The organism is Sanguibacter sp. Z1732 (assembly GCF_051020515.1).
GTDB lineage: Bacteria > Actinomycetota > Actinomycetes > Actinomycetales > Beutenbergiaceae > CALKWS01.
Genome location: NZ_CP194857.1, coordinates 1,150,020 through 1,172,981, shown reverse-complemented (window position 1 = coordinate 1,172,981; position 22,962 = coordinate 1,150,020). Strand labels below are relative to the sequence as shown.

Below are 22,962 nucleotides of genomic sequence, written 5' to 3'. Positions count from 1 at the left end.
GGATCATGCGCTACACGATCACGCGGACCACCATCCTCACCGTCTACGCGGCGCTGATTCTCGTGCCGATCACCGTGGTCATCTTCGGCAGCTTCAAGACCACCCCGGAACTGTTCGCCTCCCCCTTCGGGCTGCCGTCGTCGGTGTCGCTGCAGAACTACGACATCGTCTTCAACCAGCAGAGTCTCGACCAGGCGTTCCTGAACAGCGTGATGGTCACGAGTGCCTCGGTGTTCCTGACCTTGCTGCTGGGCAGCCTGGCCGCCTATGCCACCGCCCGCATTCCCGGATGGAAGGGCTGGCTCATCTTCGGGTTCCTGGTGCTGGGCATGTCCATCCCACCGCAGGCGAACATGATTCCCCAGTACGCACTGTTCGACCAGTTGGGGTTACTCGACAACCGCCTCGGACTGGTGCTGATCAATATCGCCGTGGGACTACCGGTGGCGGTGTTCATCCTCGGTGGCTTCATGCGCACCCTGCCCCGGGAGGCCTATGAGGCCAGCGCCGTGGACGGCGCCGGCCCAATGCGGACCTACTGGTCGGTCGTGCTGCCGATGTCGATGCCGTCGGTAGCGGCGACTGCGATCTTCCTGTTCGTGATCCAGTGGAACGACCTGCTGTATCCGCTGCTGTTCATCAATACCGATTCGAAGAAGACCATCCCCCTGGCACTGTTGAACTTCCAGGGGGAGTTCCTCACCGACTACCCCCTGCTGTTCACCGGTGTGGTGATCGCCTCGGTGCGATCACGTTGACCTACATCTTCCTGCAGCGCTACTTCGTGGCCGGTATCACCGCGGGGGCGGTGAAGGGATGACAGCGCCCTGCCCCACGGCTGCTGCCGGTGTGCCGGCCCGGTGGCACCGAGACGACCCCACCCGATTGAGGAGAACCGATGACCACGCCCGATGCCCCTACCGTCGCGATGCTGATCGATGGCGACTGGGTGGGATCGTCCACCACCCGCCCGGTGCACAATCCCGCCGATGGTGCGGTGATCGCTCACCTGGCCTGGGCCGGTGCCGAGCAGGCCGTGGCCGCTGCCGACGCGGCCCGGCGGGCCCTGACGCAGTGGGGCGGCCGGCCGGCCCGGGAGCGCGCCGACATCCTGATGCAGGCGGTGACAGTGCTGAGCCGGCGGCACCACGAGATCGCGGCGCTCCTGGCCCGGGAGACCGGTAAGCGCCTGCCCGAGGCCGTCGCGGAGGTGAACCTGTCGATGGAGTATCTGCGCTGGTTCGCAGAGGAAGCACGCCGCCCGGCGGGCGAGGTCCTCACCCCCGAAGCGCCCGGACGTGAGCAACTCACCCTCCGTGAACCGGCCGGGGTGGTGGTCAGCCTGTCGCCCTGGAACTTCCCCTGCTCGATCCAGGCCCGCAAACTCGCCCCGGCGCTCGCCGCCGGGTGCACCGTGGTGGCGAGGGTGTCGGAGAAGGCTCCGCTGGCAGTGACGGAAATAATCCGCTGCCTGGTCGAGGCCGGAATCCCGGCCGGGGTGATCAACCTGGTGCACGGACCGCCGCAAGCGGTGACCGACGCGTTGCTCGAGCACCCCAGCACGCGGATCGTCAGTTTCACCGGCTCCACCGCCGTCGGGCGTCAGATCATGGCCAAGGCGGCCGAGCGGGTTGTGCACCCGCTGCTGGAACTGGGCGGAAACGGGGCGTTCATCGTCTTCGACGACGCCGACGTGGACCTGGCAGTAGAAGGTGCCCTGGTGGCGAAGTTCCGCAACAACGGACAGTCCTGCGTAGCGGCGAACCGCTTCTTCGTCCAGGCCGGGGTCTACGGGGAGTTCACCCGCCGCCTCGCCGAGAAGATCCAGGACATGACTATCGGGGACCCGACGAGCGAACCGATGCCCGACCTGGGGCCGCTGATCGATGAGGATCGGCGCGCCGCCGTGGAGGCGATGGTCGAGGAGGCCCTGAGCGCGGGAGCGCACGGGGTCAACACCCCACGCGCGACCGTGCCGGAAGGTCCCTACGTCGCTCCGGCGCTCCTGGCCGAGGTGCCCGGGCATTGTGCGATCGCGAACGAGGAGGTCTTCGGTCCGGTCGCCGGCGTCTTCCGGTTCGACACCGAAGAAGAGGTGGTCGAACGGGCGAACAGCACCGAGATGGGTCTGGCGAGTTTCGTGTTCACCACCGATGCCTCCCGGTGCTGGCGGATGGCCCGGAGGCTGCAGGTCGGGATCCTCGGGATCAATGATCCGGTGCCGGCCTCGGCCTACGCCCCGATGGGCGGGGTGAAGCAGTCCGGTCTGGGCCGGGAGGGCTCGCGCCTGGGCCTGGAAGAGTTTCAGAGTGTGCGTTACCTCGCCTGGCGCTAGCGCTCCATGACCGACCGCCACAAGCAGTTCCAGTACACCGAGACCCAGCACTCCGAGAGGCAGACCGTGGAGAATTCCGGACCCGCGCAGCGAACGATCCGCTACGGCATCATCGGCGCGGGGCAGATGGCGCGTGAGCACGTGCGCAACCTCGCCCTCATCCCGGGGAGTGTGGTGACCGCACTGTCCGACCCCAACGCCGATTCGCTCGAGGCGACCCACGCCGAGGTGATGGGCCTGCCGAACGCCCCGCACGACGTCATCCGCTACCACCAGCCCGGGGATCTGCTGTCCTCGGGCCTGGTGGATGCCCTGGTCATCGCCAGCCCGAACGACACCCACGCGGCCATCCTCACGCAGATCTTCTCCCACCCCCACCCCTACCCGGTGCTCGTGGAGAAACCGGTGTGCACCACGATGGCCGATACTCACCTGCTGGAGGAGGCTGCGGCTGCGCACCCGGCGCCCATCTGGGTGGCGATGGAGTATCGCTACATGCCCCCGGTGCAGCAGGTACTGCAGCGGTTGCGCGGCGGTGATCTGGGGCGGTTGCGGATGCTGTCGATCCGTGAGCACCGGTTCCCCTTCCTGGACAAGGTCGATGACTGGAACCGGTTCTCTGAACGAACCGGGGGGACGCTCGTGGAGAAGAGTTGCCACTTCTTCGACCTGATGCGGCTGCTCACCGCCGATGAGCCGATCCGGGTCTATGCCTCTGGGGGGTCGGATGTGAATCACGCCGATGAGTCCTATGACGGGCGGCGCCCGGACATCCTCGACAACGCGTTCGTCGTCGTGGACTTCGCCGCCGGTGTGCGCGCCATGTTGGACCTGTGCATGTTCGCCGAGGGCTCAGCCTTCCAGGAGCACATCTCGTTGGTGGGGGATGTGGCCAAGGCCGAGTGCTTCGTGCCGGTCGATGCCGACCACTGGCCCGCCGATCAACTACGCGAGGCCGAGGTGGAGTTCAGCCCGCGCGCACCGCAGGGTCCGGTGCGCAGTTCGGTCCCGGTTGATCCCGCGGTGCTCGCTGCCGGTGCCCACCACGGGTCGACCTACTTCCAGCACCTGGGCTTCCGACGGGCCGTGCTGGATGGCGCACCGGTCGAGGTGACGCTGCGCGATGGCGTGCAAGCGGTCCGCATCGGGTTGGCCGCCGAGGAGTCGGTGCAGACCGGACGGGCCGTGACGCTGTGAACCGCGTGCTTGCCGGCACGACCCGAACAGAGGACGAGGAGTAGAACGATGGACCTGGCACGTATTCCGCGCCGGCGTTATACCGCCGGACACACCCCGATCGAGTTCCTGGCGAACCTGAGCAGGGAACTGGGTGGACCACGGATTCACATCAAGCGCGACGACCTCCTCGGGTTGACGGCCGGGGGAAACAAGACCCGCAAACTCGAGTTCCTCATGGCGGATGCGATCAACAGCGGAGCCGACACGATCGTCACCACCGGGGCCGTGCAGTCCAACCATTGCCGGCTGACGCTGTCTGCTGCTGTACGGGAAGGAATGTCCTGCTACCTGGTGCTGGAGGAGCGTGTCCCCGGTTCGTACCACGAGGAGGCGCTGGGCAACCACTTCCTGTTCCGGCTGCTCGGCGTGGACGGCACCGAGGTGGTGCCGGCAGGCACCGACCTGCAGGGGGCGATGGAGCAGATGGCCGAGGACCTGCGTGGCCGGGGCCGTCAGCCCTACATCATCCCCGGTGGCGGCTCGAATGATCTCGGGGCGCTGGGCTACGCCGCCTGCGCTGCTGAGATCCAGGCGCAGTCCTTCGACGCAGGCCCCTCCTTTGACCACATCGTGTGTGCCAGTGGATCCGGGGGCACCCACGCCGGGCTTCTCGCCGGCCAGCAGGCGCTGTCCTCGCGGATCCCGGTGACGGGCATCAGCGTCCGCGCGGACAAGGCCGGCCAGGAAGCAAAGATCCGGAATCTGGCGAACGCTGCGCTGGGCCGCCTGGGCCTCGACCCGGTGGTGACCGAGGAGGCCGTGCAGGTGGTGGATGACTACGTGGGGCCGGGCTACTCCCTTCCCACCGATGAGATGACCGCTGCCATTCAACTCTTCGCGCGCACCGAGGGGATTCTCCTCGACCCCGTGTACACCGGCAAGACCGCGGCAGGGCTGATCGGCCTGATCCACCAGGGGCGTTTCGCCTCTGACGAGGACGTGCTCTTCCTTCATACCGGTGGCGCTCCGGCGCTGTATGCCTACCCGGACGCGGCACTGAAGGACGTTGATGCCTGAGCGTCCCCTCCTGGGCATCCTGGGTGGCATGGGGCCGGCAGCCACGGCTGCCTTCTACACCCAGTTGGTTACGCGCACCCCGGCGACGCGCGATCAGGACCATCTGCGGGTGGTGATGTGGGCGGATCCGACCGTGCCGGACCGCACCGCTGCCCTGACCGGTGTGGGGCCGAGCGTGGTGCCCTGGTTGGAGCGGGGTGTACGCGCGCTGCAGGCCAGTGGGGCTGACGTGATCGTGTCCCCGTGCAATACCGCCCACGTGTGGTTGGGTCCGGTCGCCCGGGAGCAGGGGGTGGAACTGCTCAGCATCGTGGACGCGACCATCGAGCGGGCACTCGAAGTGGGTTGCAGCGATGCCGCGGTCGAGACAGGTCCGATCGAGGCTGGCCCGATCGAGGCTGGCCCGATCGGGGTCCTGGCGACCTCGGCCACCCTTGGCTCGGGCCTGTACCAGCAGGCCCTGGCAGAACGCGACCGGGCGGCGCTCCTGCCCGAACCGCCGGACCAGGAACGCCTGATCGAGGCGATCTACCAGGTGAAGGTCGGCACCACTGCGGCACTCGAGCGGGCCGCGGCAGCGCTCGCGGTGGTGTGCGACCAGTTGGTGGCGTCCGGGGCAACGACCATCATCTCCGCGTGCACGGAATTGTCGTGGTGCTGCCCGGTGAGCGCGCGGTGCCGATCGTCGACTCCACCGCCGCCCTGGTGCAGGCGGTGCTGCTCAGGTTCTATCAGTCCGGGACGCCCGGGTCCGGGGCGTCCGGTCCCGGTACGCCCGGACCACCGAGTTGAGGTCGATGAGGGCTGCGAACCCCGCTCTCACCTCCGGCCTGACCGCACTCGCCCGCGCCTGGCCGGCCGCCCTGGCGGGGTTGGTGTCCGTGCTTGCCGGGATCGCGGTGCCGTTGCTCAGCCCGTTGATCATTGCACTGGTCCTTGGCGCGGTCCTGGCCAACACCGCGGCGATCCGAACGGCACTGATCGCCCAGTCGACGAAGGGCGCCAAGACGCTGCTGCGGTTGGGCGTGGTGCTGCTGGGCACCCGCCTCTCGGTCGACGCGATCATGCTGCTCGGGCTGCCTGGGCTCGCGGTCATCCTGATCACGGTGGTGATCGTGTTCATGACGACCGGAGTGATCGGGGACCGGTTGGGATTGGACCGAGGGCTGGTGACGCTCATCGCCAGCGGCTTCTCGATCTGTGGAGCCGCCGCAATCGCTGCGGTGGAGAGCGGGATCCGGCGCCGCGACGAGGATGTCGGTATCGCACTGGCGATGGTGACTCTCTTCGGCTCGGCGATGATCCTGGTTGTCCCGGCCGCTGGTGCCGGATTGGGCCTTCCGCCGGAGCTGATCGGCGTGTGGGCCGGGGCGAGTATCCACGAAGTCGCGCAAGTGGTGGCTGCCGCCTCACTGGTGGGCACCACGGCGGTGACGACGGCCACGGCGGTCAAACTCGGTCGGGTCGCGCTGCTGGCCTTTGCGGTCGGGGCAGCGCGGTGGCGCGATCGCCGCGGGCCCGGGGCCGCCGGGACTGGTTCAGGCGGAACCACGCCCTTGGTGCCGTGGTTCCTCGTCGGTTTCGTCATCGCCGCAGTTGTCGCTGGGCTGGGGGTGATCCCGGAGGGCGCGATACCGCTGGTGAATCACGCCGGTACGCTGCTCCTGGCGGCGGGGATGTTCGGCCTGGGCCTGGGGATCCAGTTCCGCAACTTGTTCCCGATGCCGTGGCATGTGGTGCTGTTGAGTGCCGTATCCACCGCGATTGCTGCGCTGGTTCCACTGGCGCTGGTGAGTTTGCTGTGGTGACCCGGATCCTTGGGGTGGCTCCTACCCCTCCTGCCGGTCCTGAACCCAGTCCCGCACCCCCACGCCGGCGGAAACGATGACGATGATCGCGATCGAGGCGAATGCGAGCAGGATCGCCGGCGTCCAGCCCCACACCGCCTTGGCGGCGAAGAAGATCGCGGTGTTCAACGCGATGCCCACGGCGGTGCCGATGCGTTGCCCGGTCTGCATCACACCCCCGGCCGAGCCGGCGTAGGACAGCGGCACCTCCCGCAGGGACAGCGTCTGGTTCGGGCTCACCACGTTGCCCTGACCGAACCCGATGAACGCCATGCTCAGCAGCAACCACCAGATGCTGATCCCGAGCCGCTCGTGCAGCACCAGCACCATCCCGCTGCCGGCCACGCCCACCAGGAGCATCCCGATCCCGAACAACACGATGATCCGGCCCACCCGCACCACGTACCGCCCGGCAATCGCCGCGGCGATGGCGGAGGTGATCGCCGAGGGCAGCCCCACCAGGCCTGCTTCCAGCGCGGAGTAGCCCTGGCCCAGTTGCAGGTACAGGGCCACCACCACCCACACGCTGGTCATCCCGGTGAAGTACAGCCCGATCAGCAGGGCACCGTTGGCGAAGGTGCGGATCCGGAACAGCGCCAGGTCCACCATCGGGGAACGTCCGCGGTCCTTGTACCGGCGTTCCCACCGCAGCCACAGGAAGACCAGCACGGCCGCCAGGCCGAGCAGCGACCAGATCCAGCCCCCGGCCCCGGCCTGCAGGAACGGCAGCATGATCGCCAGCGTGGCCCCGGTCAACAGGACCAGGCCCACCGGATCCAGGTCGGGGCGCTTGCCTTTCACGCTGTGTCCAGGGCTTCGGGCAGGGCACGCCAGGCGGAGGAGGGGAGCCAGATGAAGGCGGTGATGACCCCGATCGCGGCGATCGGCACGTTGATCAGGAACGCCGCACGCCACCCCCAGTCCGGGCCCAGCAGCGCGATCAGGCCGCCGCCCAGTATCGGACCGATGGCCACCGAGACCCCCACGATGGAGCCGAACAACCCGAAGGCCCGTCCGCGTTGCTCACCCTGGAAGAACTGTTGCACCAGGCCCACGGTCTGGGGGTTGAGGAACCCGGAGCCGAAGCCCATGAACACCCGGGCGATGTTCAGCACCATCTCGTTGGGTGCCAGGCTGGCAGCCAACGAGGCCAGCCCGAACAGGACGAGTCCGGCGAGGAACAGCCGGGCCCGGCCGTACAGGTCCCCGGCGCGTCCGGCCGGAACCAGGAACACTCCGAAGGCGAGGGTGTAACCGGTCAGGACCCACTGCAAACCGGTGTTACTGGCGCCGATCGAGATCTGGATCGACGGCAGCACCACGTTGACGATGGAGACGCTCAGCAGCGACATGAACAGCGGCACCAGCACCACCGCCAGCAGTTGCCGCTGGTCCCTGCTCAATCGCGCGTCGGCGTTGCTGTCCTCGCCGCTGCCGCTCTCGCCCATTCACGCCCTTCCACGCGCCGCCAACCCCCTACTATGCACCGGTGGCTGGCGCAGGGCCCGACGACGGAGGCCTTGGCGAGCAGGCGCGTCCTACCTGCGCTCGGGTGCTTCAGCGGCGGTGGCCTTCACTGTTCCGCACCTTGCTTTGCGGTGGTGGCCCGCGGGGCGCACCGCAGCACCCGGGCGCTCGATCCTCCCGAACCGGTCCCGAAAAATACGCGGTGCTTGGACCGCGGCGTACTGAGAGAATGGTCAGTAGCCCCGAGTATTGAGGAGTGCACGGTATGTCGAACCCGCTCGACCACGGTACGAACCAGCACCCGGCCGCCGAGAACCCGCTGCACCTCGAGTCTCCCGCGCCCGCGGACGAGGTGGAGGTCCGCGAACCGGAGAAACTCGGTGGCATGATCCTCGTGGACGCCGAGGCCCAGCGCAAGCATGCCGAGACGGCCCGGGCCTTCCTCGAGGAGTTGCTCGCCGTTCCACTGCACAGCCCGGAGTTCCAAACCAAGTTGGCGCAGTTGACCCGCCTGGGCGAGGACACGATGAACCAGGCGGCCGACTCCTCCAACCGGATGCTCCAACGCCCCGCCGCGGCCCTGGCAGCCACCGGCGCCGACCCGGCATCGCGGACCGGGGCCACATTGGCGGAATTGCGTCAGATCGTCACCGAACTCGACCCCAACCGCCACGACCTCACCGGCACCAGGCGCTTCCTGAAGTTCCTGCCGAGCGGCAGCGGGATCCAGCGGTACTTCCAGAAGTACGAGTCCGCGCAGGACCAGCTCGACGCGATCACCAAGGCGCTCAAGGGCGGCCAGGACGAACTGCGGCTGGACAACGCGGCCATCCAGACGGAACGTGACGCGCTGTGGTCGAGCCTGGGACAGTTGGCGAACTACGCCGTTCTCGCCCGCCACCTCGGCGACGGGCTGGAGCAGCGGATCGCCGCCGCCCGCAACGAGGGGAAGGCTGACGACGCCACCACCTTGGAGGCGGACGCACTGTTCTACGTCCGCCAACGCCACCAGGACCTGATGACCCAGATGGCCGTGGCGGCCCAGGGCTACCTGGCACTGGATGTGGTGCGGAAGAACAACGTCGAACTCATCAAGGGCGTCGACCGCGCCCTGGACACCACCCTGGCCGCGTTGCGGGTAGCGGTGATCGTCTCCCAGGCCCTCGCCCAGCAGAAGATCGTGCTCGCCCAGATCGAGGCGCTGAACACGACCACCTCGGACATGATCCTCTCCACCTCGGAACTGCTCCGCAGCCAGGGCGCCGGCATTCAGCAGCAGGCATCCCAGGCCACCATCGACCCGGAGAAACTGCAGCAGGCCTTCGACAATGTGTTCCAGGCGTTGGACGAGATCGACAACTACAAGGCCGAGGCGGCCCGCTCGATGAAGCAAACAGTCGACGTGCTGGAGGGACAGGTGACCCGGGCCCGGCTCCAACTCGAGCGCAGCCACACCGCCGACGCCTCCACCCAAGAAATCGAGGGAGGCTGACCCATGTCACGCTGGACGCTGGGCAACGTCGTCAAGGTGGGCCTGGCCGTCGTCTTCCTGCCGTTGCTGGCCTACCTCGTGCTGGTCATCGGTGCGGTGAAGAAGCACCTCAGAGTGATTCTCGAGGGCTTGATCTACGCGGCCGGGTTCTCGGTCGGCGTCTTCTGGCTCGACATCGCCGGCATCGGCGGCCTGCTGGCGCTGGCATCGATGGGCGCTTCGGGGGTGCGCGCCTGGCACCTGCGGGATCTGTGGCTGCCTGCTCGCCGCCGGTGGTGGCACCGTTTCGTCCCGGAGGAGCGGCAGCCGCCCGTCGAGGTGAGTGACACACCGCCCCCGGAGGCCGCGCTCGAGGGTGCGGACGGCCGGGTCGCCGCCCTGGGATGGGCCGGTTCGTTCGCCGAGCACCACAGGCCCCGACTGCCCGCAGAGGCGTACGGCAGTTTCGTGCGGACGCGCCAGCTGTTGGAGGGCGTGGTCGAGGCGGAGCGACGCGAGCCGTCGGAGGATGCGCGTTTCGATTACGAACTTGACGCCATCGTCAGGAAGTACTTGCCCGGGGTGCTGCGTGGCTACCTGGCGATCCCACCGAACATGGTGGACGCCCGCCAGCCCAACGGGCGCACGCCCAAGGAGGAACTCACCGAGCAACTCCAACTCCTCTCCGGTCAGGCCCAGGCCCTGCACGCCAGTCGGCATAGCCGCACGACGGCGCAACTGACCACGACGGGCAACTTCCTGCGGGAGAAGTTCGGGCACCGTCAGGCCGACGCGTTCGACTTCGGCATCACCTGAGGTTCACCGGGCGCCGAGGGTGCCGGCCCGGCGCTGCCGCACCGCGCTCGACCGGTCTCGGTGCGTTTAGTTGGCGGAGGCGCTGGTGGGCTCGACCGTCGCTTGCTGCGGCTCCGGCTTGCGCACCAGGAACGAGGTGGCCACCGCGACCAGGGCCACTCCGGCGCCCCACAGGAACGCCTGGTGCACCCCGGCGGCCTGGGCCGCCACCGGCCCCAGCCCTGCGTCCAACTCGCTGGCGGTGCGCACGCTCATGATGGTGATGAACAGCGCGGTGCCTGCCGCTGCCGCCAGTTGCTGCAGGGTGTTCATGATGGCGCTGCCGTGGGAGTACAGGTGCTGCTGCAGCGACCCCAGGGCCGAGGTCATCAGCGGAGTCATCAGGAATCCCAGGCCCAGAGACAACAACATATGCGCACCCACCACGTGCCAGGTGGCACTGTCCGCGCTGAGCAGGGTCATCACCCCGAGCGCCCCGGCCAACATCACCGAGCCTGGGATCACCAGCGGACGGGGGCCGATCCTGTCGAACAGCCGGCCCACGAACGGTGTGCGATCAGACCCATCGTCAACCCGCCGGGGAAGAGCATCAGGCCGGTCTCCAGGGTGGTCAGGCCCATCACGTTCTGCAGATAGATCGGCAGCAGGATGAGGGTGCCGAACAGGGCCCCCATGGAGATCAGCATCATCCCGAGGCCCACCGAGAACGTGCGCGAGGTGAACGGGCGCAGGTCCAACAGCGCCGAGTCGGTACGTTGCAGCACCAGTTGCCGCCACACGAACGCCACCAGGGTGAGGGTCCCGATCACGAGTGGCAGCGCGGGGGGAATGGCGGCGTTGCCCTCGGTGGACTCCCCGATGCTGGACAGCCCGTAGATCAGGCTGCCGAAGGTGATCGCCGAGAGCACGATCGAGAGCACGTCGAACGGGGTGGACTTGGGGGTCGTGATGTTCTTGACCAAGGCGGCACCCAGCGCCAGGGCCACGAGCGCAATGGGCAGCACGGTCAGGAACATCCAACGCCACGTCAGATTGACCAGGATGAACCCGGAGAACGTCGGGCCGATGGCCGGAGCCACGGAGATCACGATCGAGATCAGCCCCATGGTGCGTCCGCGCCGGGACACGGGGACGAACGTCAGCACGGTGGTCAGCAGCAGCGGGAGCATCACGGCGGTACCCGTGGCCTGGACCACTCGGGCGGCCACCAGTACCGGGAAGACCGGGGCGACGGCGGCCATCAGCGTGCCCGCGGTGAACATCGACATCGCGCCGATGAACACCGAGCGGGTGGAGAACCGGGTCAGGATCAGTCCCGTGGTGGGGATCACCACGGCCATGGTGAGCATGAAGGCCGTGGTCAGCCACTGCGCGGTGGCGGCGGTGACAGCGAACTGCACCATCAGCCGTGGGATCGCTACGGACATGATCGTCTCGTTCAGGATCATCACGAAGGCCGCCACCAGGAGTACCCCGATGACGAGTTTCACCTGAGGAGAGATCGTCTCCTCCGCGCTGGGTCCCGGCGCTGCAGCCTCGGCTGTACCGGTCGCTCCGGATCTGGCGTCAGCGACGTCGGGTTTCGGACTCTGCTGTTCGACGCTCATGGGGGCAACTCCTGGCACGGTGATGATCTGGGTGAATCGGGCCACGCTGCCCCGGCGTACGAGCCGTCCCCTCAGGGGCGTCTGGCGTACCGCCTCGCAGTCTAGGTCCGGCGGGCCGAGGGAGGGCCAGTCAATTTCCGACTGCGACGGCGCGATCGCATAGCCGGATTAGGACGTGTCTGCTATTTCTTGGCCCGGTAGGTCGTGAGGATTATTGCCAGAGTGATGCCCCCGAGGTAGGTGACGGCGTACTTGTCGTATCGGGTGGCAATGCCCCGTCACTATTTGAGGCGGTAATCGCCTCCGCATCCTTGGGATGCAGGCCCTTTTCCTGCTGCACCGCGGCCAGGATCCGGGTGTAGGTGCTGTCTTGTGACCGCCGTTTGTGCCGTTCCTACACGCTCTGGAACGGCCCGAACTTTACTGGCAGATCCCGCCAGGGGCGCACCGGTGCGAAACCGCCAGATGATCGCTCACCGGCGCGGTCCGTCGCTGGCTAATAGCGAGGCTTGCCGGGGAGGACGTCAAGTTTCCAGTCGGTGGTGACGGCGCGGAAGGCTTCGCCGTCGACGTTGAGGTCCTCGATCGTCTTGGGGTCGTTCATACCGGGCATGAGGCCGTCATCGGCTCTGCGGTCCCACCACGCCCAGCAGGTGCCGTAGCCGGTCTTGGAGGTGAACTGGATGCCGAGCGGGAGGGAGCCATCGAAGAGGACCTGACTGCGCACGTGTTGGGAGAGGAGCGTAGTGACGGCGCGGTTCTCGCCCGTGGTGCCGCTGAGGGTGAGTAGGGGAACACCGGCCTGTCGGAGCGGTTCAGCGAGGTCCAGTCCGAGGCGGTTGAGTGTGGCCTTGTGGTCGATCTGGACCCACCAGCCCCTCGCTGGCATCGCGACGCGATGGAGGCAGCGGTTCATCTGCCACTCAACACTGACAGCCCAGGGTTGTTCTCGGCCGTTGGCAGTTGCCTGGTCGCGGATATTGGCTATGTATTCGTTCACGCTCATCCCGATGGCGTCCGCGTCGGCCTGCAGCGCAACTCGGGCGCCCCGAAAGTCTTGGAGCACCTCGGCGAACGCGGTACGGGCCCGATCAGCGAAGTAGACCGTGCGCCCGATGGTGTCGAAACGGCCACGCCGGTCGGGAACGTCCGCAGGCAGTGGACCGACGTGTTCGTTGACGCCTACGGCGAGGATGCCACCGGAGCGGGTGTAGCGCTCCTGGGCCACGCGCCAGCCGTCCTGTCCACGCGCCGGTACGAGGTAGAGGCCGGTGCGTGGACAGATCCGAGAGCGTGTAGCGGTGCTCACGCAGCCGGTGAGCCGTCGATGAAAGCCAGGGCGGCGCCGATGACCTCGGCGCTGTTGAGGTCACGCACTGCGGAGAGGGGGGTTGACTCCCCGAGGCGCGGGTTGGCGCCCACCAGCCACGCGAGGGCGATGTCGCGCCCTTCTGCCTCGGCCATAAGATGCCAGACGCGGTAGCCAAGCCGGAGTTGCTTGACCGTCTTGATGCGCGGTTCGGGGCCATCGGGACGGGCCCACCTGCTGGGCTGGCCACGATCCTTTGTGCCAGTCATCGCCTGGACGACGGTGGTGCCAACGTTCTCATTGAGGATTCGCACCAGGTCGTGGATGTCGAGCCTGGTGGCGTCGGCATGCGTGGCAACAACATCGGATCTCATGGCTAAACTCTACACCGCGAGCCACGAAAAAACCATCACAAATCTGCCTAACGCTCTGGTGAGCGGATACCGCTCTTGGCCTGTGTGGGCCGCGCGGCCGGCGGTGGAGTGGTGGGGCCTTTAGGGCGTGTCTGCCAAAGATTCGCGGTGTGAGTGAACCATGGTGGGAGTCATGGTTCGTGATGGTGAGATCAGTGATGAATTGTGGGAGATCCTGGCCACGGTGATGCCCCAGGATGCCGGCCGCAGGGGCCGGCCGTGGAACGATCACCGCCTGATGTTGGAAGGGATCATCTGGCGGTTTCGTGCCGGTTCGCCGTGGCGGGATCTGCCGGCATGCTTCGGGCCGTTCCAGTCGGTGTGGCAACGCCACCGGCTCTGGTCGGTCGATGGCACCTATGAGCGGATGCTGGCCGCCGTCGGTGCCCACACCGGGCTGGATGCCGAGCAGGTCGCCCAAGTCTTGTCCATCGATGCCACCAGTGTGCGGGCCCATCAGCACGCCGCTGGCGCCCGCCGGGACTCGGTTGCCGAGGAGGGTGGATCACACACAGGGGGCAGATTCGAACCACAAGAATTCTCGCCTCGTGCCCGGGGAGCCGCCTGATCACGCCCTGGGACGCTCCCGCGGTGGGCTGACCACCAAGATCCACGCCCTGGCCGATGCCAGCTGCACCCCGGTGCTGGCCATGCTCAGCGCCGGACAGGCCGGAGACAACCCGATGCTGGCCCCGCTGATTGAGGCCCTGGGCCAGGCTGGCGGGGCAGATGAATGGGCATCTGCTGGCCGACAAGGCCTACTCCCACCCCAGCACCCGGGAGTTTCTGCGAGGCAAACGGATCAAGCACATCATCCCCGAGCGCTCCGACCAGATCACCCGCCGCAAGACCAAGGGCACCAAGGGCGGACGGCCCCCAGGATTCGACGCCGAACTCTACGGCCTGCGCAACACCATCGAGAGAGCCTTCAACCGGCTCAAACAGTGGCGAGCACTGGCCACCAGATACGACAAGTACGCCGTGACCTACCTCGGCGGCGTGCTACTCGGGATGACCATCCTGACCTACCGAGCCAAGCATTAGCAGACACGCCCTAGTGAGCAGCGAACTCACCCGATGCTCACTGGTGTGAGTTTCAGGAGGTGCGAGCGGGTACCCCTGCGCCCTGCCACAACACGTCGAACGGGGTGTGGGCGCTGAGCCGCTCCTTGATGCCGGCGGTGACCAGGTCCTTGGCGGTCTGCACGGCATCGCGCACGTCCGTCGCGCCCTTGGCCAGTTCGGCGGTGATGGCCGCGGCCAGAGTGCAACCCGCACCCGACACCCGCTCCTTGCCCACCTTCGGCGCAGAGAACACGTGGATGTCCGTACCGTCGTAAAGCACGTCGACGGCGTCGTCGCCAGGCAATTCCACCCCGCCCTTGGCTAGGACGTAGTCGGGGCCCAGGGCGTGAATGCGGCGGGCAGCCTCGGCGAGGTCCTCGACCGTCTCGATCGCGTCCATGCCCGCCAGGGTCGTGGACTCGAACACGTTCGGGGTGACCACGGTGGCATGGGGGACGATCTGCTCGCGCAGGGCGTTGTCGGTGTCCAGCGCGGCGCCCGGTTCCTGCCCCTTGCAGATCAGCACCGGGTCCAGCACGACGTGGCTGAATGAGCCCTGCCCCAGCGCCTCGGCGACCACGTCGATGGTGGCCGGAGTGCCCAGCATGCCGATCTTGACCACGTCCAGGTCATGAGCGGCGGTTGCGGCCTCGATCTGGTCAGCGATCACCTGCGGCTCGATCGGGACGAATCGGTGCGCCCAGTCGTTACCGGGGTCGAAGGACACGATGCAGGTGATCGCCCCGGTGCCATAGACCCCTAACTGTTGGAAGGTCTTCAGATCTGCCTGAATCCCGGCGCCACCTGTGGCTTCCGAGCCGGCGATCACGAACGCGTGGTGCGTCATGTGCTTCTCCGATCCGTTTCGAGGAGGCTGCTGCCCCGACCATCCTCACATCAGCGTAACGCGACCGCGGCGTCCGCATTCCGCCTCAGGCAGCACCCGCCGGACTGGTGTGAGGTGCCGCCCCGTCCCTGGCTGCGCCGGCCGCTGACCTCCGACGGGAGATCGCGGCGGCGACGAGGCCGGCGGACAAGATCGCGACCATGGCGCCGTCCCATGCGGCCGCTGTGGTCGCGCCGGGTACGTCCGGGCCCAGCACCAGCCCTGCGATCCTCAGGGCGATCTTGTTGCCCAGCACGATGGCCCACAGGGCGATCGACAGGAGCGGTCGTACGACCAGCAGCGCGAACAGTGCGGCAAATGTGGCGAAGCCCAATGTTCGCCACACCTCGACCATCAGCACGTCCGGTGCTGCTGCGGGCAACTCCAGGGCCGCAGTCACGGCGGCCGCGGTTGCAAGAAGTGCAGCGAGGGCCGCTGCCCACCGAGCCACGGTGCTTGCACCGCGTTCCCCCGCTCCGTTGCTTGTGTTCATGTGCTGAACCTTCCTCCATCGTCTGATCTCCCGGTGCGGGACGCCGGTACCGTTCCAGCCGCAGCGATGGATGTCAGGTCTTTTTCTTGCACCGCCGCAACGGTGGGCTGGCTAGGGCCGGTAGGCGCGAAGAAACGCCTTGCTGCCCGCTGTGATGGTCTCCAGGCATACCTCGACACCATCGAGGACAAGACCGGACTGACCCCCGCCAGATCCTCGAAATCGCCGCCACCCGTGGCTACGACGCCCCCGATGTGAAGGCCGGCGTCATCCTCGGATGGCTCAATGACGACTACGGGCTTGGGCGCGGCCACGGTATGGCCCTGGTCCATGTCATCAAGAAGGGCCCGAAGATCGACGCCGAGCACGTCGGCACAACCGGGTCCCACCGAGACGAGTCCGACACGCTCTGGCTCGACGGCAAAGCGACCAAGCCGCAATGATCGATTCCGCAACACTGGCGCGGTGGACCTGCACATGCTCTGCATCCACGCCTCGGGAAGCATCATCCAAGAGTTCGTCACACCACCCCCCGCGCCTCGATAACAACCCGCTTCGCGGTTGCGGTCTGATCCGCCCACCGCGCAATGCCGCGCGGCACGCCGGACTAGTCCTCGGCCATCCCTGCGGCGACCGTCGTGCCCTTCTGCTCGCGGAAGTTCGTGGGGCTGCGTCCATGAACAAGGCGGAACTGGCGCGAGAAGTACAGCGGATCGTCGTAGCCGACGGACCGTCCGATCACGCCGACGGGCAGCCCGGTCGTCACCAGCAACTCACAGGCCCGTGCCATTCGTAGGCGCCTGACGTAAGCCCCGACACTCTGCCCCGTCGCCTCCCGGAACAGGGCGGAGAAGTGGGAACGCGAGAACCCGGCCATCGACGCCAGTTCAGCGACGGCCACCGGTTGGTCGAAATGGACCCGCAGATGGGACAGCACGTCGATGACGGGCTGCTGACGCCTGGGCGGCCCTTCCGCCGCATCTGCGGCCAACTGGGAGAGCACGTCCCACGCGGCACCGCTCGCCCGCATCAGGGTGGGAAGCCTGTCGTCGACCTCCAGTGTCTCCATCAGTGATCGCATGAGTGCCTGCACTTTCAAGGGGTCGTGCAGGTCGACCACCTGACCTCGCCCACCTCGATCGGGAAGGGCTGCCTCGAACGCACGCACATGGGGTCCGGAGGCGTGCATCCATGCGATCGTCCAGGGGTCCCTCCTTGCGGCGCCGTACCTGTGGGCCAGGTTCGACGGGATGACGAGGGCCTGTCCGGCCGTGATGGTTCGGCGTCCGTAGGTGTCGGCGTACCAGCCTCGACCAGCCAAGCAGACGATCACCACGATGGCGTCGGTGCCCCATCGCCGCGAACGCCCGTGGTTGTTCGCGCGGGGGTACCACCCGCAGTCGGTGACCAGGAGATCTCTCGTCACCGGCGCTGTCGCTGCGTCTCGCGCGACGGCGGGTGGCAGGATCCGGACGCGCTCCCCCGGGAAGCCTGCTTCGAGGCTCATGGGGCCAAGGGTAGCCGTTTCAGCGGATCATCCATGTAGGTGCGTTCAGGCGTCCCTTCACCCGCGCTCTTCAGCCGTCCTACGTTTGGCGTGACCGTTGTTGGATCCATGTCGGGCGAATCGGCCCGATCTTGCAGTGTGGGGACGAACCCCGGGAGGATCACCGAGAATGACCAGTACTACGCGCAACCTCGACAGTGGTGTCCGCGAACTCGACATCGCCGGTACCTGGCAGTGCCGGCTGGACCCTGATTCGGTCGGTGAACTGGACCAGTGGTCCCGAGCGCCGCTGCCGCAGGACGGTCCCGAGGTCGCGTTGCCCGGCTCCTTGCAGCACCAGGGCATCGGTGCGGACATCACCCTGGACACACCCTGGACCGGAGGGATCGTCGACCGGTCCTTCTTCACCGACGAGCGGTACGCGCCGTACCGGGAGCCGGGAGACATCAGTGTGCCCTTCTGGCTGCAGCCCCAGGTGTACTACCAGGGAGCGGCCTGGTTCCAACGCGAGATCGACATCCCCGAGGGTTGGGCCGACCGGCGCGTGCTGCTCACGCTCGAGCGCGTGCACTGGGAGTCGACCGTCTGGATCGATGAGCGCCGCGTCGGGATCGAGGCGAGCCTGAGCACCGCCCACCGCCACGACCTGGGGCGCCTCGAACCCGGCCGGCACCGCTTGACCATCCGCGTCGACAACCGCGCAGTGGTCAATGTCGGCCCGAACGCGCACAGCGTCTCCGACCACACCCAGGGCAACTGGAACGGGATCATCGGGGAGATCAGCCTCAGCGCCCAGGACGACGTCCAGATCAATCAGGTGCGGGTCTTCCCGGACGTGCGCCGGCGATCCGCCCTGGTGAAGGTGGACATTCGCACCGGCACCGCCGTCGCCAAGCACGGGCGGATCGAGTTGTCGGCCAAGCGCCGGAACGGAGCCGGTGAGCACGTGATCGGCCCGGTGACCGCACCGTTCGAGGTCGATCACGGCCGCGACCTGGCCGAGCGTGGGTTGACCGCTGGTGGCACCCACCTCGATATCGAGCTTCCCCTCGACGAGGAGGCGATGACCTGGGACGAGTTCCAGCCGGCACTGTACGACCTCACGGTGCACCTGGTGGCCGAGGCCTCCGGGCGGGTGCACCACGACGAGGCCACCACCGTCTTCGGGCTGCGCGAGGTCGGCGCGGAGGGCACGCAGGTGACGATCAACGACAAGCGAACGTTCATCCGGGGCACGTTGGAATCCTGCGTCTTTCCTCTCACCGGCTACCCCCCGACCGACGTCGGCTCCTGGGGCCGCATCATGGAGGTACTGCGCAGCCACGGCCTCAACCTGCTCCGATTCCACTCCTGGTGCCCGCCGAAGGCTGCCTTCACGGCGGCCGATGAGGCCGGTGTCTACCTGCAGGTCGAGGCACCGGTGTGGGCGAACCAAGGCGCCGCACTCGGTGAGGGCCGGGATGTGGATGCCTTCCTCATCGACGAGACCCATCGGATCCTGCGCGAGTACGGCAACCACCCGTCCTTCATCATGATGGCTCACGGGAACGAACCCGGCGGCCGGGACGTCGAGTTCCTGACCGCATGGGTGAACGCCTGGCGGACCCAGGACCCGCGGCGGCTGTACACCACGGGAGCCGGATGGCCGGCCGTGCAGGAGAACGACTTCGACAACATCCCAGCCCCCCGCGCCCACCGCTGGGGCGAGGGCCTGGAGTCCCGGCTGAATGCGACGGCGCCGGAGACGCAGTCCGACTACCGCGAGTGGGTCGCCGCTTCGCCCCGCCCCATCATCAGCCACGAGATCGGCCAGTGGTGCGCCCACCCGGACCTGAACGAGGTCTCGAAGTACACCGGTCTGATGCAACCGCGGAACTTCGGCATCTTCGCCGACTTCCTCCAGGCTTCGGGGATGCTCGACCAGGCCGACGACTTCCTGCACAGTTCCGGCCGCCTGCAGGCTCTGTGTTACAAGGAGGACATCGAAGCAGCGCTGCGCACCGAGGGATTCGCAGGGTTCCACCTGCTCGGCCTGACCGACTTCCCGGGGCAGGGCACGGCCCTGGTCGGTGTGCTGAACGCGTTCTGGGAGTCCAAGGGATACTGCACGCCGGAGGAGTTCGCGAGGTTCAGCGGCCCCACGGTGCCACTGGCCAGGCTTCCGCGCCGGGTCTGGCGAAGCGATGAGGCGATCGTCTTCGACGCCCAGATCGCCCACTTCGGCCCCGAGCCGTTGCACGCGGGCCTCACCTGGAGCCTGCGAGACCGTACTGGACAGGAACTGGCCGGCGGGTCGATCGCCCAGGACCTGCGCGTGCCCCTGGGCAACGGCACCCACAGCGGCCCGGTCGCCCTGCCCAGCGGCGTGTGCACCGGGCCCGCGCAGGTGACACTGGTGCTCACCCTGGAGGGCGCGGACGGCGCCCGGTATGAGAACGACTGGGACCTGTGGATCTTCGCGGAGGACGGCGAGCCGGCTCAGGAGTCCGCAGTGCGCACCAGCACGCGTATCGAGGAAGCGATCGAACTCGCCACCGGGGGTGAGCGAGTCCTGCTCGAACTGCAGCCGGAGGACGTGCACAACGACATCGCCCTGGGGTTCGCCCCGGTGTTCTGGAACACCGCATGGACCGGCGGACAGGCCCCGCACACGCTCGGGCTGCTGCATGATCCGGACCACCGGTTGTTCGACGCCTTCCCGACCGACGGTGCGACCAACTGGCAGTGGTGGGACCTGCTCCACGGGGCGAAGGCGATCGTGATGGATCACCTCCCGCTGTCCCTGCGGCCCACTGTGCAGGTCATCGACACATGGTTCGAGGCGCGGCGGCTGGGCGTGCTGTTCGAAGTGAACATCGGTGCCGGCCGCCTGGTCGTGACCTCGTTGAACCTGGACCCGAGCGAGGGCAGGCTGGCGGCCCGGCAGTTCCGGCGCAGCCTGCTGGCGTATATGGCCAGCGACGACTTCGCCCCCGCCTCCAGCATCGACGCGCAGACGCTTGCCAACGCGCTCCAAGCTGCTCCGCCGCAGTCAGATCGTCGAGCAGATTAAAACCTATAATAGGTTGACATTCACTGTGGCCGGGGAGCAGACTCGTGTGAGCATGACGCGGGCGGCGCCCCGGCCCCCGCTGACGATGACGTCATAAGGAGGAGTGATGAGTCACTCGCGAACACAGATCTCGCGCCGGAACCTGCTGCTCGGTGGTGGTGCGCTGGGCCTCGGCGGCATGCTCGCCGGTTGCGTGGGCGGTGGTGGTAGCGCCCCGAACGGTGGCGGCGACGGGCAGGGTGACGAGGACGGCGGAGGCGGATCCATCGTCTTCCAGAACTCGCAGCAGAACCCCGGACCCCTGGAGGCGCTGGAGCACCTGGTCGAGGAGTACGACGACGGCGACGTCACCATGAACTCGGTCGCGACCGAGCAGTTCCGTGCCCAGTTGACCAACTACCTGCGATCGAACGATCCGCCGGATGTGCTGAGTTGGTATGCGGGTTCGGTGGCCCGGAACTATGCGCGCGAGGGGCTTCTACTCGACGTCTCCCCGCTCTGGGAGGGTGACGGCGCGTGTGCGAACTTCTCCGACGCGCTCCGTAGCCTGTCCAGCGACGACGAAGGGCGACAGATCTTCGTCCCCACGCACTACTACTGGTGGTCGGTGTTCTACAAGAAGTCCGCGTTCGAGGAATGGGGGGTGGAGCCACCGACCACATGGGATGAGTTCCACGCCCTGTGCGAGAACCTCAGCGGCCAGGACGTCATCCCGCTGACCAACGGGATCGGGCCGACGCCGTGGATGGCGTCGGGATGGTTCGACTACCTCAACCTGCGGATCAACGGTCCGGAGTACCACCGAGAACTGCTTGCCGGGGAACGGGCTTTCAATGACCCGGAGGTCTTCGACGTGATGGCCGAGTACGAACGGCTCATTCCCTATTTCCACCCGAACATGGCCTCCTATGACGAGCAGGAAGCCGTGACACCGATGGTGCAGAACGAGGCTGCCATGTACCTGGTCGGGGCGTTCGTCACCCAGTTCTTCCCCGAGGATCAGCACGATGATGTCGACTTCTTCTCCGTGCCGATGATCAACGACGGGGTACCGACAGCCGAGGAAGCCCCCACCGACGGGTTCTTCGCTGCCTCCGGGAGCAACAACCCGGAGGGAGCGTTGGCTTTCCTCGACTACATGGCCTCGAGGGAGAGTCAAGAGGCCTTCATCGAGATCTCCGGCACCTCGAACCTGCCCACCTCACCCGATGTGGACACCTCCGGCTCTTCAGTCCCATTGTGCAGAAGGGGATTGAACTGCTGGAGAACACCGAGGAGATCACCCAGTTCTTCAACCGGGACGGGTCCGACGCCTTGCAGGCAACCGCCGACGCCGCGCTCACCCGTTTCCTGGACGATCCGGACTCGGTGGCGGAGATCCTCGACGAATGGCAGCAGGCTGCCGAAGCCACATTCGACTGATGAGAGGCCAGCGGGCAACCCAGACGTTGCCTCACCGATCGAGCACGCCGTCGAACGGAGGCGAGCAGCGGGGCGCTCGAGCACGGGCCTGGGAGCGGCTCCGGCGGGTACCGCCGCTGGTGTGGATCTTCCTGCTGCTGCCCGTGGCTTTCGAGATCTTCTGGGTCTTCTGGCCGGCGCTGAACTCGCTGTCGCTGTCGCTGACGCGGTGGAACGGGATCACACCCGCTGAGCCGGTTGGTCTGCAGAACTTCGCCGACCTGTGGGCCGATCCAATCTTCCGGACCGCGCTGAGCAACAACGTCGTCTGGCTCCTCGGGTTCGGCACGCTCTCGGTGGCCATCGGGCTGTCCCTCGCCGTTGCCCTGAACAAGCCCGGGCCGATGGTGGGGGCGTACCGTAGCGCGATCTTCCTGCCGATGGTGGTCTCTCTGGTCGTGACCGGCCTGGTCTGGCGGGTCATGTACGCCCCCGATGGTCCGATCAACGGTGCGCTGGGCTTGATCGGACTTGAATCACTCCAACGCCAGTGGCTCGCCCATCCCGACCTGGCGCTATACGCCGTGCTGATCGCGGCGGTGTGGCGCCAGGTCGGCTACATCATGGTGCTCTATCTTGCCGGCCTGAAAGCCTGCGATGAGACGCTGGAGGAAGCCGCAGCAGTCGACGGCGCGAACGCGTGGAAACGCTTCTGGCGCATCGTGATGCCCCAACTCAAGGGGGTGCACACCGTCGTCTTCGCGGTGACGGTCATCGACGCGTTACGCACCTTCGACATCGTCTGGGCGATGACCCGGGGCGGGCCCTATAACCAGACCCAGCTGCTCAGCACCTACATGTTCCAGCAGGCCTTCACCGCGGGGAACCTGGGATACGCCTCGGCGATCTCCGTGGTGATCTTCGCCCTGGCCATTGGATTCATCATCGTCTACCTGGCCCGGCAGGCCAGGAATGAAGACTGAGAGCGGAGGCCCTTCGACATGACTGCTCCAGCATCGGCACCACCGTCGATGGTC

20 protein-coding genes and 3 pseudogenes are annotated in these 22,962 nt (G+C 67.1%); 14 read left to right on the top strand and 9 right to left on the bottom strand.

Features of this window, described 5'->3' with window-relative positions; translation table 11 throughout:
• Nucleotides 1-5 precede the first annotated feature (5 nt).
• The 7 genes and pseudogenes from ACRRRO_RS06280 to ACRRRO_RS06250 all read left to right on the top strand — a co-directional run bounded on the left by ACRRRO_RS06280 (nucleotide 6) and on the right by ACRRRO_RS06250 (nucleotide 6,399).
• Nucleotides 6-758, top strand: a complete 753-nt coding sequence (locus tag ACRRRO_RS06280) for a carbohydrate ABC transporter permease (protein WP_434081246.1) — start codon at nucleotides 6-8, stop codon at nucleotides 756-758.
• Nucleotides 759-898: 140 nt separating this feature from the next.
• A complete protein-coding gene (locus ACRRRO_RS06275) occupies nucleotides 899-2,335 on the top strand; it encodes an NAD-dependent succinate-semialdehyde dehydrogenase (protein ID WP_424795762.1) in 1,437 nt (478 codons plus the stop codon).
• Between the two features lie 6 nt (nucleotides 2,336-2,341).
• Nucleotides 2,342-3,532 carry a Gfo/Idh/MocA family protein gene (locus ACRRRO_RS06270; protein ID WP_424795763.1) on the top strand — a complete coding sequence of 397 codons (1,191 nt, stop codon included), beginning with the start codon at nucleotides 2,342-2,344 and terminating at the stop codon, nucleotides 3,530-3,532.
• Nucleotides 3,533-3,580: 48 nt separating this feature from the next.
• Nucleotides 3,581-4,591, top strand: a complete 1,011-nt coding sequence (locus ACRRRO_RS06265; protein WP_424795764.1) for a D-cysteine desulfhydrase — start codon at nucleotides 3,581-3,583, stop codon at nucleotides 4,589-4,591.
• Nucleotides 4,584-5,183: pseudogene (locus ACRRRO_RS06260) on the top strand (aspartate/glutamate racemase family protein); the annotation flags it as partial. The gene ACRRRO_RS06265 and the pseudogene ACRRRO_RS06260, both read left to right, overlap by 8 nt.
• A gap of 44 nt (nucleotides 5,184-5,227) precedes the next feature.
• Nucleotides 5,228-5,383 (top strand): hypothetical protein, encoded by a 156-nt coding sequence (locus tag ACRRRO_RS06255; RefSeq protein WP_434081245.1) that lies wholly within the window; start codon nucleotides 5,228-5,230, stop codon nucleotides 5,381-5,383.
• A 5-nt stretch (nucleotides 5,384-5,388) separates the two neighbouring features.
• A complete protein-coding gene (locus ACRRRO_RS06250; protein WP_424795766.1) occupies nucleotides 5,389-6,399 on the top strand; it encodes a YeiH family protein in 1,011 nt (336 codons plus the stop codon).
• A 21-nt stretch (nucleotides 6,400-6,420) separates the two neighbouring features.
• Here ACRRRO_RS06250 and ACRRRO_RS06245 read toward each other — a convergent pair whose 3' ends face one another.
• Nucleotides 6,421-7,239, bottom strand: a complete 819-nt coding sequence (locus tag ACRRRO_RS06245) for an MFS transporter (protein WP_434081244.1) — start codon at nucleotides 7,237-7,239, stop codon at nucleotides 6,421-6,423.
• Entirely contained in the window at nucleotides 7,236-7,886 is a 651-nt protein-coding gene (locus ACRRRO_RS06240) for an MFS transporter (protein ID WP_434081243.1), read from the bottom strand. Before ACRRRO_RS06240 ends, ACRRRO_RS06245 begins: the two co-directional genes overlap by 4 nt.
• A gap of 284 nt (nucleotides 7,887-8,170) precedes the next feature.
• Here ACRRRO_RS06240 and ACRRRO_RS06235 point away from each other — a divergent pair, with 284 nt between their 5' ends.
• The gene (locus ACRRRO_RS06235) at nucleotides 8,171-9,397 is read left to right on the top strand and encodes a toxic anion resistance protein (protein WP_424795768.1); all 1,227 of its coding nucleotides are present in this window, start codon (nucleotides 8,171-8,173) and stop codon (nucleotides 9,395-9,397) included.
• A gap of 3 nt (nucleotides 9,398-9,400) precedes the next feature.
• Entirely contained in the window at nucleotides 9,401-10,192 is a 792-nt protein-coding gene (locus tag ACRRRO_RS06230) for a hypothetical protein (protein WP_424795769.1), read from the top strand.
• 66 nt (nucleotides 10,193-10,258) lie between these two features.
• Here ACRRRO_RS06230 and ACRRRO_RS06225 read toward each other — a convergent pair whose 3' ends face one another.
• From ACRRRO_RS06225 to ACRRRO_RS06210, 4 genes are all read right to left on the bottom strand, one after another.
• Nucleotides 10,259-10,696 (bottom strand): hypothetical protein, encoded by a 438-nt coding sequence (locus ACRRRO_RS06225; RefSeq protein ID WP_434081242.1) that lies wholly within the window; start codon nucleotides 10,694-10,696, stop codon nucleotides 10,259-10,261.
• Nucleotides 10,693-11,799 (bottom strand): DHA2 family efflux MFS transporter permease subunit, encoded by a 1,107-nt coding sequence (locus tag ACRRRO_RS06220; RefSeq protein WP_434081241.1) that lies wholly within the window; start codon nucleotides 11,797-11,799, stop codon nucleotides 10,693-10,695. The genes ACRRRO_RS06225 and ACRRRO_RS06220 overlap by 4 nt, the downstream gene beginning before the upstream one ends.
• 496 nt (nucleotides 11,800-12,295) lie before the next feature.
• On the bottom strand, nucleotides 12,296-13,108 hold the full coding sequence (locus ACRRRO_RS06215) for a hypothetical protein (protein ID WP_434081240.1): 813 nt from the start codon (nucleotides 13,106-13,108) through the stop codon (nucleotides 12,296-12,298).
• On the bottom strand, nucleotides 13,105-13,482 hold the full coding sequence (locus ACRRRO_RS06210) for a hypothetical protein (protein ID WP_424795771.1): 378 nt from the start codon (nucleotides 13,480-13,482) through the stop codon (nucleotides 13,105-13,107). The genes ACRRRO_RS06215 and ACRRRO_RS06210 overlap by 4 nt, the downstream gene beginning before the upstream one ends.
• Nucleotides 13,483-13,654: 172 nt before the next feature.
• Here ACRRRO_RS06210 and ACRRRO_RS06205 point away from each other — a divergent pair.
• A pseudogene (locus tag ACRRRO_RS06205) lies at nucleotides 13,655-14,565 on the top strand (IS5 family transposase).
• Between the two features lie 52 nt (nucleotides 14,566-14,617).
• Here the strand turns inward: ACRRRO_RS06205 and thiD are convergent.
• Nucleotides 14,618-15,433: a bifunctional hydroxymethylpyrimidine kinase/phosphomethylpyrimidine kinase gene (gene thiD, locus ACRRRO_RS06200; protein ID WP_434081239.1), complete on the bottom strand. Its 816-nt coding sequence runs from the start codon at nucleotides 15,431-15,433 to the stop codon at nucleotides 14,618-14,620.
• Between the two features lie 85 nt (nucleotides 15,434-15,518).
• Nucleotides 15,519-15,965, bottom strand: coding sequence for a hypothetical protein (locus ACRRRO_RS06195; protein WP_424797345.1), 447 nt, complete (start codon nucleotides 15,963-15,965; stop codon nucleotides 15,519-15,521).
• 102 nt (nucleotides 15,966-16,067) lie between these two features.
• On the opposite strand from ACRRRO_RS06195, the pseudogene ACRRRO_RS06190 reads away from it, so the two are divergent.
• Nucleotides 16,068-16,408 (top strand): annotated as a pseudogene (locus tag ACRRRO_RS06190) (DUF4287 domain-containing protein).
• A 164-nt stretch (nucleotides 16,409-16,572) separates the two neighbouring features.
• Here the strand turns inward: ACRRRO_RS06190 and ACRRRO_RS06185 are convergent.
• Nucleotides 16,573-17,472 (bottom strand): helix-turn-helix domain-containing protein, encoded by a 900-nt coding sequence (locus ACRRRO_RS06185; protein ID WP_424797346.1) that lies wholly within the window; start codon nucleotides 17,470-17,472, stop codon nucleotides 16,573-16,575.
• 169 nt (nucleotides 17,473-17,641) lie between these two features.
• Between ACRRRO_RS06185 and ACRRRO_RS06180 the strand changes: the two genes are divergently transcribed.
• From ACRRRO_RS06180 to ACRRRO_RS06170, 3 genes are all read left to right on the top strand, one after another.
• Nucleotides 17,642-20,524 carry a sugar-binding domain-containing protein gene (locus tag ACRRRO_RS06180; RefSeq protein ID WP_434081238.1) on the top strand — a complete coding sequence of 961 codons (2,883 nt, stop codon included), beginning with the start codon at nucleotides 17,642-17,644 and terminating at the stop codon, nucleotides 20,522-20,524.
• A gap of 106 nt (nucleotides 20,525-20,630) precedes the next feature.
• Nucleotides 20,631-22,178 carry an ABC transporter substrate-binding protein gene (locus ACRRRO_RS06175; RefSeq protein WP_434081237.1) on the top strand — a complete coding sequence of 516 codons (1,548 nt, stop codon included), beginning with the start codon at nucleotides 20,631-20,633 and terminating at the stop codon, nucleotides 22,176-22,178.
• Nucleotides 22,090-22,908, top strand: a complete 819-nt coding sequence (locus ACRRRO_RS06170; protein WP_434081236.1) for a carbohydrate ABC transporter permease — start codon at nucleotides 22,090-22,092, stop codon at nucleotides 22,906-22,908. The genes ACRRRO_RS06175 and ACRRRO_RS06170 overlap by 89 nt, the downstream gene beginning before the upstream one ends.
• Nucleotides 22,909-22,962 lie beyond the last annotated feature (54 nt).